The 13,508-nt window shown below is 64.8% G+C and carries 9 protein-coding genes and 2 pseudogenes; 9 read left to right on the forward strand and 2 right to left on the reverse strand.

Annotation, left to right across the window (positions count from 1 at the left end):
* Window positions 1-89 precede the first annotated feature (89 nt).
* From OKA11_RS17000 to OKA11_RS17015, 4 genes are all read left to right on the forward strand, one after another.
* Window positions 90-1,655 (forward strand): TolC family outer membrane protein, encoded by a 1,566-nt coding sequence (locus OKA11_RS17000; protein ID WP_267222470.1) that lies wholly within the window; start codon window positions 90-92, stop codon window positions 1,653-1,655.
* A 61-nt stretch (window positions 1,656-1,716) separates the two neighbouring features.
* Window positions 1,717-3,519: a type I secretion system permease/ATPase gene (locus OKA11_RS17005; RefSeq protein WP_267222472.1), complete on the forward strand. Its 1,803-nt coding sequence runs from the start codon at window positions 1,717-1,719 to the stop codon at window positions 3,517-3,519.
* Between the two features lie 4 nt (window positions 3,520-3,523).
* The gene (locus OKA11_RS17010; RefSeq protein WP_267222474.1) at window positions 3,524-4,885 is read left to right on the forward strand and encodes an HlyD family type I secretion periplasmic adaptor subunit; all 1,362 of its coding nucleotides are present in this window, start codon (window positions 3,524-3,526) and stop codon (window positions 4,883-4,885) included.
* An 828-nt stretch (window positions 4,886-5,713) separates the two neighbouring features.
* Complete coding sequence (locus tag OKA11_RS17015) at window positions 5,714-6,370, forward strand: sugar transferase (RefSeq protein WP_267222476.1); 657 nt, start codon at window positions 5,714-5,716, stop codon at window positions 6,368-6,370.
* 241 nt (window positions 6,371-6,611) lie between these two features.
* Here OKA11_RS17015 and OKA11_RS17020 read toward each other — a convergent pair whose 3' ends face one another.
* Entirely contained in the window at window positions 6,612-7,079 is a 468-nt protein-coding gene (locus OKA11_RS17020) for an Lrp/AsnC family transcriptional regulator (RefSeq protein ID WP_142632502.1), read from the reverse strand.
* 152 nt (window positions 7,080-7,231) lie between these two features.
* On the opposite strand from OKA11_RS17020, the gene alr reads away from it, so the two are divergent.
* From alr to OKA11_RS24690, 5 genes and pseudogenes are all read left to right on the forward strand, one after another.
* The gene (gene alr / locus OKA11_RS17025) at window positions 7,232-8,368 is read left to right on the forward strand and encodes an alanine racemase (protein ID WP_267222478.1); all 1,137 of its coding nucleotides are present in this window, start codon (window positions 7,232-7,234) and stop codon (window positions 8,366-8,368) included.
* On the forward strand, window positions 8,365-9,615 hold the full coding sequence (locus OKA11_RS17030; protein ID WP_267222480.1) for a D-amino acid dehydrogenase: 1,251 nt from the start codon (window positions 8,365-8,367) through the stop codon (window positions 9,613-9,615). The genes alr and OKA11_RS17030 overlap by 4 nt, the downstream gene beginning before the upstream one ends.
* A gap of 22 nt (window positions 9,616-9,637) precedes the next feature.
* Window positions 9,638-9,985, forward strand: a complete 348-nt coding sequence (locus OKA11_RS17035; RefSeq protein WP_267222482.1) for a RidA family protein — start codon at window positions 9,638-9,640, stop codon at window positions 9,983-9,985.
* A gap of 871 nt (window positions 9,986-10,856) precedes the next feature.
* Entirely contained in the window at window positions 10,857-11,738 is an 882-nt protein-coding gene (locus OKA11_RS17040) for an OmpA family protein (protein ID WP_142632498.1), read from the forward strand.
* A gap of 98 nt (window positions 11,739-11,836) precedes the next feature.
* Window positions 11,837-12,183, forward strand: a pseudogene (locus tag OKA11_RS24690) (IS3 family transposase); the annotation flags it as partial.
* A gap of 272 nt (window positions 12,184-12,455) precedes the next feature.
* On the opposite strand, the pseudogene OKA11_RS17055 reads toward OKA11_RS24690, so the two are convergent.
* Window positions 12,456-13,508 (reverse strand): annotated as a pseudogene (locus OKA11_RS17055) (sulfatase-like hydrolase/transferase); the annotation flags it as partial.

The following is a 13,508-nucleotide window of genomic DNA, read 5'->3' on the forward strand; positions in this document are numbered from 1 at the left end:
GCCCAACCACGTCGGGGGGACAACAGGCCTTGAGGAAACCGATTTCGGATTGGCAGCAGCGTGCCCAGCAACGATCCGCGCCGGCATCCATGCTGGCGCTGGTACAGGGTGGCGGGCATGCGCCGCAGACCACCTCGCCTTCGCTGCCGCGCAGGCACGGCACGATGCGCCATGTCCTGCTGGCAGCGACAATCCCCGTCGTGCTGCTGACCCTGCCGGTAATCCTGGCCGCTCCGGCCAGAGGGGAGACGCTGGCGGAAGCAATCGACATCGCCTTCCGCCAGAATCCCTCGCTCGCCGCCGGTCGCGCCGCCACCCGCGCCGCGGAAGAACGGATCGCCCAGGGCAAGGCCCGGTTCGGCCCGACACTCAGTGCCGATGCCGCCTACACGTTTGCCATGCGCCGCGTCAGCGTGAACGGGGAGACGACGATCCGCCAGCACGGATTCACGCCTGACTTCTCGGCATCGCTGGAACAACCCCTGTTCACGTTTGGCCGGCTCAGCGCCCAACGCCGCGTGGCCGAAGCCGGTTACGGCAGTTCGATGGCGGATCTTCACGCCGCAGAACAGCAGACGATCGCTCAGGTCATCGTCACTTATGCCAATGTGCTGCGCGACCAGCAACTGGTCGACATCGCTCGCGAAAACCTCACGCTGCTGACCGAGCAACTCGACCAGACGCAGGCGCGCTACGGCGCCCGCTACGCCACCGAGACCGATTTGCAGCAGACCCGCAACCGCATCTTCAGCGGCCAGGCCCAGCTCGAACTGGCGCAGGGCAACCTGCAGGCCAGCCGCAACGGCTTTCGCAACCTCGTCGGCCGCTATCCGCAAAGTCTTGCGCCCTTGCCGCAACTGCCGCCTCTGCCCCGCACCATCGAGGATGCCCAGGCGATTGCCGCCACATCCAGTCCGGTGCTGGAGGGTGCCCGCATGGACCTCCTCGCCGCCCAGCATCAGGTCGCCGCCGCGCGCGGGGCGACCAGGCCTAGTCTCGATCTCGGGGGCGCGGTGTCCCGCACCCCGCTCTCCATCGAAAGCGATGACCTGCGTGAGATCGACACACAGGTGCAAGTCGCCCTCACCGTGCCGCTCTACTCGTCCGGCCTGCTGTCCTCGCAAGTCCGCGAGGCCAAGCAGAACGCCGACAGCACCAGCCAGCAACTGGAACAGACCTCGCGCGATCTGCGGGAAAACGTCGCCAGCTACTGGGACCAGCTGGCCGCTACGCGGCGCGCCCTTCCCGCCTACGCCCGCGCCGTGTCGGCTGCGCAAGCTGCGCTGGAGGGCGCCCGGCAGCAGCAATTGGCCGGACAAGTCACCTCGCTCGACGTGCTCGATACCGCGCGTGACCTGCTCACGTCCCGGCAGGCATTGGCCCAGGCCGAAGCCCAGCTCTACGTCGCCCATGCGCTCCTGCTGGGCAGCATGGGACAGCTGCGCCCGGAGAGCTTCTCGCCGAACAGCCCGGCCTTCGACCCGGCACCTTATGAAACGCTGTTCTACACCGGCCTGCCAACCGGGCCGGTGATCGAGGTCCTTGACGTGATCGGCTACGACGCGGGGTACAAACGCTCGGCCGTCGCAGTCGAACACGCCGAAGAACCGGGCCACGACATGCCGCCCGAACCCGCAAGGGCGCCGCAGCCATGACCGGCAGGCCCACCCGCCCCCCTTTGCCCAGCCCGGGCCGCCCCCATGAGGAGACGGCGTGATGCCCAATGGTGAAAACCTCTTCGCGTCGCTCAAGGCGATGATGCGCACGCTGCTGCCGGTGCTCTGGCCGATCTTGACGTTCAGCGCGGTATTCAACGTGCTGCTGCTGGCGGGCTCGTTCTTCATGCTGCTGGTTTATGACGACGTTCTGGCCAGCCGCAGCGTGCCAACGCTGAGCGGACTGCTGCTGATGGTGGCGCTCGCCTATCTCGCGCAGGGCGGAATCGACGTGCTGCGCGCCCGCGTACTCATGCACACCGGCGCTTTGGCGGACCGCCGCTTCTGCGACCGCATCTACGACGTCCTGAGCCGCCACGAACGCGAAGTGGGCCCGCTGCCATCCGGTGTTGCCCCGGTCCGCGATCTCGACCTGGTGCGCGGCTACATCACCGGCCCCGGGCCGCTGGCACTGCTCGACCTGCCCTATGTCGCGATGTTCCTGCTCATCCTCTTCGTGTTCCACTGGGCGCTCGGACTGGTGACGCTGGCCGGTGTCGCCGTCTTGCTGGTGCTGATGGTGCTGGGCGATCAGCGCAGCCGCAAGCCCGCCCAGCAGGTCGCCTCGGTGGCCGCCGCACGATTTGCCATGGCCGAGGACATCCGCCGCAACGGCGAAGTGCTGCGCGTACTCGGCATGTCTGGCCGCCGCAACGAAAGCTGGGACGGGATCAGCCTCGCCCTCATCGGAGCACACGATGAACTCGCCGGGGTTTCCGGACGCATGCAGGTGATCAGCAAGGCCTTCCGCATGTTCCTGCAATCACTGGTGCTGGCCGTCGGTGCCTATCTGGTGATCGAGAACATGGCGACCGGCGGCGTCATCATCGCCGGCTCGATCCTGAGCGCCCGCGCGCTGATGCCGGTGGAACAGACGATCGGCCAATGGAAGGGCATGACCGAGGCCAGCCAGGCCTGGCGCCGCCTCCATGAGCTGTTCGACACCGTACCAACCCGCGTGCCGCCACTGCGCCTGCCCCGCCCCTGCCGCGACCTCGAAGTCCAGGCCGTGTTCTGCGGTCCGCCGGGACGGCGCGCCGTCACGCTCAGCAACGCCAGCTTCCGTCTGGCGGCAGGAGAGGCGCTCGCGGTGATCGGCCATAGCGGATCGGGAAAATCCACCCTGATGCGCGCGATCACCGGCGCCTGGCCAAGCCTGCGCGGCGCGGTGCGCGTCGACGGCGCGTCGCTGGACCAGTGGGACCCGGTCGAACTCGGGCGAGACATCGGCTACGTGCCCCAGACGATCGAGATGTTCGAAGGCAGCGTGGCGCAGAACATCAGCCGCTTCGATCCGGAGGCTGACCCCGACGCCATCATCGCCGCGGCCCGCGCCGCCGATGTGCACGATCTGATCCTGTCGCTACCCGGCGGTTATGAATATGCCCTCGGCGGCCCTGGGGGCGGAGGCCTGTCGGCCGGACAGAAACAACGCCTCGCCCTTGCCCGAGCGCTTTACCGCGATCCGTTCCTGCTCGTGCTGGACGAGCCCAATTCCAACCTCGATGCCGCCGGTGAGGCCGCCCTGATCGAAGCGGTGCGCACGGCCAAGGCGCGCGGGGCGATCGTCATCGTGGTCGGACACCGCCCCTCCGTCTTTGCCCATGTCGACCACATCATGGTCATGGCCGACGGCCAGATCCGCCAGATGGGCGAGCGTACCGAGATGCTCCAGCGCCTCAATTTCAATCCGGCGGTACGCAGCAATCCGGCAGGTTCTCCCGCCGCGCCAGGTTCCCCGGCGCCTTCACCGTCCACCACGGAGCCCGCATCACATGCGGCTTCAGGAACAGAGGCAGGATAACCGCGTGAACAGCACCATTCCCAGCCCCGCCCCCTTCCCCCAGCCCGCCACCGCACTGGTCCCGCAACCCCGATACGAACCGACGGAAAGCCTCAGGCGCGAAATCCGGCTCGGCATGTGGCTTTGCGGCGGACTGGTTTTCGGCCTTGGCGGCCTCGCCAGCTTCCTGCCGATGGCAGGCGCGGTGATCGCGCCGGGCGATGTCTCGGTGGCCTCGCACGTGAAACAGGTCAGCCATCCTTCCGGCGGCGTCGCCGCGCAGATCCTCGTGGCCGATGGCGACCATGTCACGCAGGGCCAGCCGATGATCCGCTTCGACACCACGGTCACCGGCGCGGCGGCCAACTACACCGGCGAGAATGTCGACCAGTTGCTCGCCCTCGCCGCGCGCCTCCAGGCTGAACGGGATGGCGCTGTCGCCATCACCTTCCCTGCCGAATTGACGCGGCGAGCAAGCCGGCCCGAGATCGCGGCCTTGATGGCGGCGGAACGCAAGACCCTGGCACTCAAACGCAGTTCGCGGCAATCGGCGCTTTCGCAGCTGGGCCAGCGCATCCAGCAAAGCCAGGCTGATCTCGACAGCTACAGCGCGCGCTCACGGAGCCTTAGCGAACAGGCCGCGATGATCGGCAACGAACTCGACGCCACACGCAAGCTCTACGAAAAGCGCTACACCACGCTCGACCGGCTGAGCGCGCTGGAGCGTACCGCTTCCGATCTCGCCGCCCAGCGCACCGGCGCCAGCGAAAGCGCGCAGTCGCAGCGCGCACACATCACCGAGCTGCGCTACCAGATGGGCTCCATCAACGCCGAAGCCCGCAGCACCGCCGCCACCGAACTGCTCGACACGCAGACACGGATCAGCGAACTGCGCCGCCAGCAGGTCGCCGCACAGGACAGCTACGACCGCGCGGTCATCCGCGCCCCGCAAAGCGGCGTGGTCGACAAGCTCGCCTTTCGCACCATCGGCGGCTTCGTGCCGGCCGGGCAGACGATCATGGAAATCGTCCCCGACAACGATCGGCTGACCGTCAACGCCATGATCAAGCCTGCGGATATCGATCAGGTGCGCGAAGGACTGGTTGCAATCTTGCGGTTCAGCGCCTTTTCGCAGCGCACCACACCCGAACTGCAAGGCCACATCACCCATGTCGCCGCCGACCGCACCGACGACAGCCAGACGCGGGCGACCTACTATCGCGCCACCATCACGCTAGATCCCGGCGAATTGGCGAAACTTGGGGAACTGCGGCTCAAACCCGGCATGCCGGCGGAAGTCTTCATCCAGACCGGGCACCGCACGATGATGAACTACATCCTCAAGCCGCTGAGTGACCAGTTCTCCCGCGCATTTCGCGAGAATTAGGTCGTAAACACAGCAGGTGCTGTTCCGGGGCTGATGTTCAGGCGCACTCGCCGGTCCTTATACCAAGCTGCAGTGATGCTGACGCATCAGCAGCTTGGAACGCTCAGGCGCCGCGCAGGATCTCAAACAGGTAATAGCGGACGAACAAAAATATAATGTAAAAATGAATAGTCCAATGTGAATGTTATAAATTTAAAAACTCCAAATCGGATCAGCACAAACCCCACATAAACACGGAGCCTTAAGTAACTTCACATAGTAAAACGCACAAAATATCCGCATCAAAAAGCCACAATGGATCATTTACCCATGCTGCAATGCAGCATCAACATATTGACGAGGCATCAACTTTTATTACCATCTCATCAACCAAAGAATCAATTCGGTCGCCATCGCATTTGTGTTCCCTTTTCAAGCGGATGAAACGATGGACGCTATCTCGACACGGCAAGATGAGATGACCTCGCACCACCTTCCTCCGGAAGCCTATGGGACGCACAAGCGCTCTGTTTTGGGTGCAGGTGCAAAACCGCAAGGAGGCGCCATGAACCCCGTCATTCCGGCAAGCGTGGGAAGCACCGCAGCGCCTTCGGCCCCGGTCATTGCCCCCCCTATCGCACCAACGGCTCGCAGGGGCTCGGCATCGCCGCACAAGGCAGCCCGGCCATCCTCGAGCATCGGGCCTGGCGCGGACCGCTCGGCAAGACGGGGCCCATCGCGCCGGAAGATCGGGCCATCCCGCTCGGCACGCGGGACGAGGCTGCCTACCTGCTGCGGGGCGAACCGGACCACCCTGCCCCGCACGCTTCGCCAGAACCGGCCGATCCTGTGGCCGATCCCCTGCACGACGGCATGGCCACACGCCGGCCAAGCAATGCCGTCTGGTTCCCCCGTGTGTTCGACATCGCCGTCGCCATGCTGGCGATCATTGCTTTCCTGCCGCTGCTGGTGCTGGTCGCCTGCGCCATCCGCGCCTCCGGGCCGGGGCCGGTAATCTTCATCCAACACCGCGTCGGACATGCTGGCGGCCTGTTCCCCTGCCTCAAGTTCCGCAGCATGGTGATCAATTCACAGGACGTGCTTGACCGGCTGCTCGCCGAATGCCCACGCGCTCGCGCCGAATGGGCCCGCGACCAGAAACTGCGTAGCGATCCGCGCATCACCCCGATCGGCGCACTCCTGCGCAAGAGCAGCCTCGACGAACTGCCGCAGCTGTTCAACGTCCTGTTCGGCCACATGAGCATCGTCGGCCCGCGCCCCATCGTCGAGGCGGAAATTCCGCGCTACGGCGACCGTTTCGAGGCCTATTGCTCGGTCCGTCCGGGCCTGACCGGCCTCTGGCAGGTCAGCGGCCGGAACGAGGTCTCCTACGAAGCCCGTGTCCGGCTCGATGCCCGCTACGCCCAGCGCAAGTCGTTCTTCTACGACATGGCGATCTGCCTGCGCACCGTGCCTGCCGTGCTCGCTTCACGCGGCTGCTACTGATCCCGGCGAACGCTCAGCCATGACGATCAGCACGAGAAGCAGCGGTGGGGAACAGCTCTCCCCCCACACACGTGCCCTGCGCCAGGCGATCTACCTGGCGCATCGTCTAAGGCGCACCCGCCAGACGCCGACGCCAGGCGGCGGCAAACACGGCAGCGGGAACCAGGAGCGGTGAAAGCCCCCGCTATGCCAACCTGCGCTGTGCTTGACTCATCGCAGGTTGGTTGCCCCCGCGCGGCGCCTAGCGACTGATCCGCTTGGGACGCAGGGCATCGCGCATTGCGAAGCTGGAACTGATGCGCGTCACCCCCGGCAAGCGCGAAAGCACTTCCCCGTGGATCGCCTCGTATGCGGCAACACTCTCGGTGCGCAGACGCAGCCAATAGTCGACATCACCGCCCATCAGGAAGCATTCGCGAATTTCCGGGCACTGCCGCACGGCGTTCTCGAAGCGTGAGAGGTAGTCCTCGGTCTGGCGCTCCAGCGTCACCTGCACCACCACATCGACGCCCCGCACATCGTCGTTTTCCGCGCCGGTGATCACGGTGTACCCACGAATCACGCCGCGATCTTCCATGATGCGGATCCGCCTGAGGCATGCGGAAGGAGAAAGCCCCACTTCCTGCGCCACTTCGGCATTGGGCTTGCGCCCGTCAAGGCGCAGCACACGCAGGATCGAGCGGTCCACGTCGTCGGGGGCCCATGCCATGATCTATCACAACCTTCGTAGAACGATGCCGAATTTCGCATATCGTAGCGATTCCTGCGAATAATTGGCAGCCTATTTGAAACAGGGTACGATAGCCTTTCCTTATTCCGGCCCTGATCGATCAGGAGATAACCGGTTCCAAGGGGAATGATGTGGTTGCCGGAGCACGCCTGACAATCGACCTCGAAGCACTCGCCGCGAACTACCGGTTGATCCGCGACCGTGTGGCTCCCGCAGCGGTCGGCGGCGTGGTCAAGGCAAACGGCTACGGCCTCGGCGCAGCACAAGTCGCGCGCACCCTGATCGACGAAGGATGCCGCCATCTTTTCGTGGCCTTGCAAGGCGAAGCGGAAGCCCTGATTCCCGAACTTCCCGCAGGCATCCCGGTCTACATCCTCAACGGCCTCCTCCCCGGCGGCGAAGCGTCCTGCGCGGCGCTGGGCGCGGTGCCGGTGCTCAATTCGCTGGACCAGATCGAGCGCTGGTCGGCCGAAGCGGCGCGGTGCGACACGCGCCTGCCAGCCGTGCTTCAGGTCGATACCGGCATGTCCCGCATGGGCCTGCCGGGCGACGAGATCGCACAGCTGCTGGCGCGGCCCGAGCTGCTCCGCCCGATCGACCTGCATTTCATCATCAGCCATCTGGCCTGCGCCGACGAACCCGGCGATGCCGCCAACGCCGCGCAGGAAACACACTTCCGCACGATCGCCGCCAGCTTTCCCGGTGTCCCGCTCGCTCTCGATAACAGCGGCGGCTCGTTCCACGCACGCGGCCACTTCGACCTCGTGCGCGCCGGCATAGCGCTTTACGGCGGTGCGCCCCACGGCAATGCACCGAACCCGATGCGTCCCACCGTGCACCTCGAGGCCCGCATCGCCCAGCTCCGCACGATCCCCCCCGGCACCGGCGTCGGCTATGGCCTGACCTTCAAGACCACGCGCGAGACGCGCATCGCCACCATCCCGGTCGGTTATGCCGATGGCTGGCCGCGCTGCCTCGGCAACAGGGGCTGGGCCTATATCGCCGGCATCCGCGTGCCGTTTGCCGGGCGGGTTTCGATGGACAGCATTACCCTCGACGTCACCGATGTGCCCGCCGAGCACCTCCTTCCCGGCGCATGGGTCGAACTGCTCGGCCCCCATCAGGGCATCGATCAGGTTGCCGCCGATGCGGGCACCATTTCCTACGAGATCCTGACGCAACTCAGCCGCCGCTACGAACGGGTCTACCTCCCCTCTGCAACCAGCGCGCGCATTCGGAGCACTGCATCCATGAAGACTGCCCCATGAAGATCGCCATCCTCGGCAGCGGCGTCATCGGCGTCACCTCCGCCTGGTATCTGGCCGCAGCGGGCCACGAAGTCGTGGTGATCGACCGGCAGGAAGGCCCGGCGCTGGAAACCAGCTTCGCCAATGCCGGCGAGATTTCGCCCGGCTACGCGTCGCCCTGGGCCGCGCCCGGTATTCCCACCAAGGCCCTGCGCTGGCTGATGATGGAACACGCACCGCTGATCCTGCGCCTCCACGCCGATCCGGCGATGCTGCGCTGGCTCTTCGCGATGCTCGGCAACTGCAACGCGCGCGACTATGCGATCAACAAGAGCCGCATGGTGCGCCTTGCCGAATTCAGCCGCGACTGCCTGATCGCGCTGCGCCGGGACACCGGCATCGCGTACGACGAACGCATGCAGGGCACCCTGCAACTGTTCCGCGAGCAGAAGCAGCTCGACGGGATCGGCAAGGACATCGAAGTGCTCAAGGCCGATGGCGTGCCTTTCGAAGTGCTCGACAAGGCCGGCTGCATCGGCGCCGAACCGGGTCTCGCCACCAGCCAGGCGCCCATCGCGGGCGGACTGCGCCTGCCCCACGACGAGACCGGCGACTGTTTCAAGTTTACCAATGCCCTTGCCGCGATGGCCGCCGCCAAGGGTGTGCGCTTCCTCAACGGCACCTCCATCCACCGGCTGATCGAGGACGGCGGGCGCATCACCCATGTCGAGACCGACCAGGGCAAACTGGCGGCCGATGCCTTCCTTGTCGCCCTGGGCAGTTTCTCGCCGCAGATCCTTGCGCCGCTGGGCATTCGCCTGCCGGTCTACCCGGTCAAGGGCTACTCGCTGACCGTGCCGATCGTCGACGAGCCGCGCGCGCCGGTCTCCACCCTGCTCGACGAGAGCTACAAGGTGGCGATCACCCGTTTGGGAGACCGCATCCGCATCGGCGGCATGGCCGAGATCTCGGGCTTCTCCCGCGATCTGCCGCCTGCCCGCCGCGCCACGCTGGAACATTCGGCCGGCACCCTGTTCCCCGGCGCGGGCGACATGGCGCAAGGCAGCTTCTGGTCCGGCCTCAGGCCGATGACGCCGGACAGCACGCCCGTCATCGGCGCCACCAAGGTGCCGAACCTGTTCCTCAACACCGGCCACGGCACGCTGGGCTGGACGATGGCCTGCGGTTCCGCCCATGTCATCGCCGACATCATCGGCGGCCACAAGCCGGCCATCGAGACGGCAGACCTTGCCATCAGCCGCTACTGAACGTCACCCGGAAGGAACAGACATGACCATTACCCGCATCGACCAGGGCCCGCGCATGAGCGAGGCCGTGATTCACGGCGACACCATCTACCTCGCCGGCCAGATCGGCGAACCGGGCACCAGCGTCACCGAGCAGACCAAGGTGGCGCTGGCGGAGATCGAGGCATTGCTCGCCAAGACCGGCAGCAGCAAGGATCACCTGCTGATGGCCACGATCTGGCTCGCCGACATGGCCGACTTCGAGGAAATGAACGCGGTCTGGGATGCCTGGATCGCCGGCCACCCGGCCCCGGCCCGGGCGACCGGTGAAGCCAGGCTGTTCACCCCGGACTACAAGGTCGAGATCATCGTGATCGCCGCCAGGGCCTGAGAGTCTGTTTGAAAAATGCCCCAAGGGCGTTTTGTGGGTGGGGAGCCGCCTAGGCGGCAGAAAGCGAATTTCGCGGCACTGGCCTCCTCGCCCCTGCCGCGAAATCCCGGATCGGTCAGCCCACCTCGGAATGGTCCTCCAGATGCCACTTGCCCGGAGCCGTCCGGCGTATGCCGCCGCCGCACCCCCGGCATGCCCCGACATACCCGGCGTCGGTCCACACGACATCTCTACGGACAGGCTTGTGCCGCCCGAGCAGGCAGTTCAACTTGGTCGCAAACATTGCATGGCCCCCCATTGCAATTCATGACTTCCGACGACCCCCCGTCGGAATTTGCGTACATTAGTTAACACAGCAACCCGGCGATAGCCCGATTTCGCACGGACAGTTGTCCCGCGATGAGATCGTCCGCCCGATGAATGCCGCAGTCGCAGTTGCCGCGGCGCCCTTCCCCGCCGCCGCTCGCCCTGCAACGTGGCCGCATCCGACAGAGCGCCCACCCGGGCAGGAAGCCCGTTTTCGGGCGGACTTCGGATCGGGCCCGGCACGCCGCCGTCATTGGCCCACGCGGCCTCCCCCTCCTCTTGCGGCCACGAATGCACGCACGACGAGGGGCGATTCGCCACCGTTCACCGCACCGTGCTCTCGCATTACCCGCAGATCGAGGGTGCAACCCTTGCGCGTTCATATGCGGGAAAGGCTGCCGTCAACATCCAGAAAGCCCACGGTGCACAAGGGCGGCAAAAGAGCCGCAATGGACACCCTGGCCAGATGAAGGGGGTTTTGAAAGCCGGAAACGCGAACAGGGGGTTCGGACGAAATGCCGAGGAAACGCACAAACCGGCTGAACAGGTTTGGAGGAAAGACGTTATGAGTGGCATTTCCAAAAGGTCGCAGATGCTGATCATGCTCGGCATGCTGGCTATCCCGGTTTCGGGCAGCGTCGCGGCGCAGCAGCAGGATCCGCAAGAGGGCGATGTCGCGGCCACCGTCTACGGCGAACGTCCGGTCAACCGGGCGGAAGCGACCAAGGGCCCGGAGATCGAGGGCATCATCTCCGCCCGCATGGGTGACAAGATGCAGGTGACCAGCGCCGACGGCAGCAAGACCGTCATCGTCATCGATGACGCCACCAAGATCAAGGCCAGCGGCGGCTTCCTGGGCATCAGCCGCAGCAAGCTGGCGGCAACCTCGCTGTTGAACGGCCTGCCGGTCTCGGTCGACACCCTGCAGGCGAATGGCGCGCTGCTGGCCGACTCGATCGACCTCAAGAACAAGGATCTGAAGACCGCGTCGATGATCCACAACGGCACCGACCAGCGCTTTGCCAGCAACGAGGCCGCCACCGAGGCCCTGCGCGGCCGCATGGGCGACATCGACAAGTACAACGTCAAGGGCACGACCAACGTGAACTTCGACACCGGCAAGTACGACCTTTCGCCCGAGGCCAAGAGCAACCTGTGCGCTGCGGCCAATTCGGCCGATGGCATGGACAACGCCCTGCTGCTGGTGGTCGGCTACACCGACTCGGTGGGCAGCGACGATTACAACCAGACGCTCAGCGAAAAGCGCGCCACCCGCGTGGTGAACTATCTCCAGCAGGCCTGCCACTGGAAGCCCTACCGCATGCTGACCCCCACCGGCATGGCCAAGGCCGACCCGCTGGCGGACAACAGCACGCCGGAAGGCAAGGCCCAGAACCGCCGCGTGGCGGTGAACATCCTGGTCAGCAAGGCCGTGGACGGTTTCTGATGCCAAGCTGCTGATGCGTCAGCATCACGGCAGCTTGGTATAGCCGGGAACAGGAAATGGCCGGGGTGCTGCACACCCCGGCCATTCTCCGCCAGAGGCGGCGGGCGAAGGAACTGGGGATCAGTTGAGGCAAAGTCCATTATCTGCCGCCGCCGATTTCGTCCGAAGATCGCACGATCATGCGTCGCATCGACGCGCTGCATCTGGAATTCCCGTTCCCAGGAAGCCGGATGATGCGCGACTTTCTGCGTCAGGAGGGCGTCACGATCGGCTGCTGCCATGTCGCGAGCCCGATGAAGACGATGGCGATATGAAGACGATGGCGATCGAGGTCGTTAATCGCCGTCCCAGCACTTCCAAGCCGGCGCCAGGGCACAAGATCTCCCCCTATCTTCTGCGCAAGCTTCCGATCGCGAAGCCCAATCAAGTCTGGGCGACAGACATCCGCATGGACGGGCGCGGCGCCTGGCGCGACAATGTCGTTGTCGAGCGGCCGTGGCAGCGTGAATTGGGCGCAACTTGCGGGGCGTCACTCCGGCCGGGCTACACCCGCCTTCCATGACGTCCCGCAAGTGGCAGCTTGAACAACCAAACCGCAGACGATCCACTTATCAAGCGTCAAAGGCAGTTCAGACAAACCGAGCCACCTCTGACTTCCCTTCCATGCGATTGCCCGGACGACAGGTGTGGTCTGCTCCAGGCGGTACAGTTTCCTCGTCAGTCGTACAGATGCGCCGCGCCAGCGACGCCGTCATGTTCAGGGTCAGAAAAAATGTAGCCGCCCGCCTTGGCCATGGGCTTATGGGGTTGATAAGTCCCCTCAAGCTTTTCGATCAGATAAGCAGCCGCGCTGCGCATATGACGGTGATCTTCCTTCGAGGCGCGGCGGATTGCGGGCAGGACGGGTTTGGCTTTATCGCCTACCCAAGTTAGCGCATTTATGGCCTGGAGACGCAGCGGTCCGCGTGGCTCGACATCGATGATCGTACCAAGCGTAATCAAAGCATCGTGGTCGTTGACCAGTTTGACCAGCGCTTCGGCCAGCACAATGCGGGTGGCCACGGATGGTTCACCCAGGAGTTGCTTCTTGATCGCGGCAACATGCGGGCGCGCGCGTTCGTCAGCGATAAGCAGGCCCATTGCGCCCCAATAACGGATAACCTCATTTTCGTGGGCAAGTGCATCGAGGAAATCGGGTATTGCGGCGGAATCCCGACTGGCTGCCTTGGCTGCCAGTGCCATGGCATCCTGTAATGGATAGACGCCTGGTGCGCGGCTATTGACATAGCCCTGAGCCTCGCAGCCCTCCGGGATCAGGCCATTGTCCTGAATCTTGACCATGTAGGCGTCGAGCGCTTGGCGCAGCTCATTGAGCTTGGCAGAATGGGCCGGATCGTCCACCAGATTGCTTACCATATGCGGGTCCGCAAAGGCGTCATAGAGTTCCTCATAAGGCTTCACGCCCCAGAAGGCATCCTGCACCGGGTTCAGTTTTCCTTCGAAATGGGCCGCTTCCCAATCCTGGTAGCCGGAAGCCTGAAACATGAAGGAGACATGCTGCCCCCAAGGCCGATGCGGATTGTAATTGCGGATGTACCTAAAGCGCGTGTCGGTGATCGTGCGGGTCAGATCATAGCGCTCATCCATCCGGTTGCGCTGGCCGAAGATGTATTTGGGTGCAGGCGCAGCATGAGGTCCAAGCAAAGCGCGTCCCTGCACATGGGCGGGCGGTTGAATTCCGACCATCGATAGCACAGTTGGCATCAGATC

It is taken from the genome of Novosphingobium clariflavum, assembly GCF_026420865.1.
In the GTDB taxonomy this organism is placed as follows: Bacteria; Pseudomonadota; Alphaproteobacteria; order Sphingomonadales; family Sphingomonadaceae; genus Novosphingobium; species Novosphingobium clariflavum.

Excerpts from the sequence above, each read along its gene's own strand:
- OKA11_RS17000 (WP_267222470.1), top strand. The coding sequence starts at position 90 with ATGCTGGCGCTGGTACAGGGTGGCGGGCATGCGCCGCAGACCACCTCG.
- OKA11_RS17005 (WP_267222472.1), top strand. The coding sequence starts at position 1,717 with ATGCCCAATGGTGAAAACCTCTTCGCGTCGCTCAAGGCGATGATGCGC.
- OKA11_RS17020 (WP_142632502.1), bottom strand. The coding sequence starts at position 7,079 with ATGGCATGGGCCCCCGACGACGTGGACCGCTCGATCCTGCGTGTGCTG.
- OKA11_RS17030 (WP_267222480.1), top strand. The coding sequence starts at position 8,365 with ATGAAGATCGCCATCCTCGGCAGCGGCGTCATCGGCGTCACCTCCGCC.
- OKA11_RS17035 (WP_267222482.1), top strand. The coding sequence starts at position 9,638 with ATGACCATTACCCGCATCGACCAGGGCCCGCGCATGAGCGAGGCCGTG.
- OKA11_RS17040 (WP_142632498.1), top strand. The coding sequence starts at position 10,857 with ATGAGTGGCATTTCCAAAAGGTCGCAGATGCTGATCATGCTCGGCATG.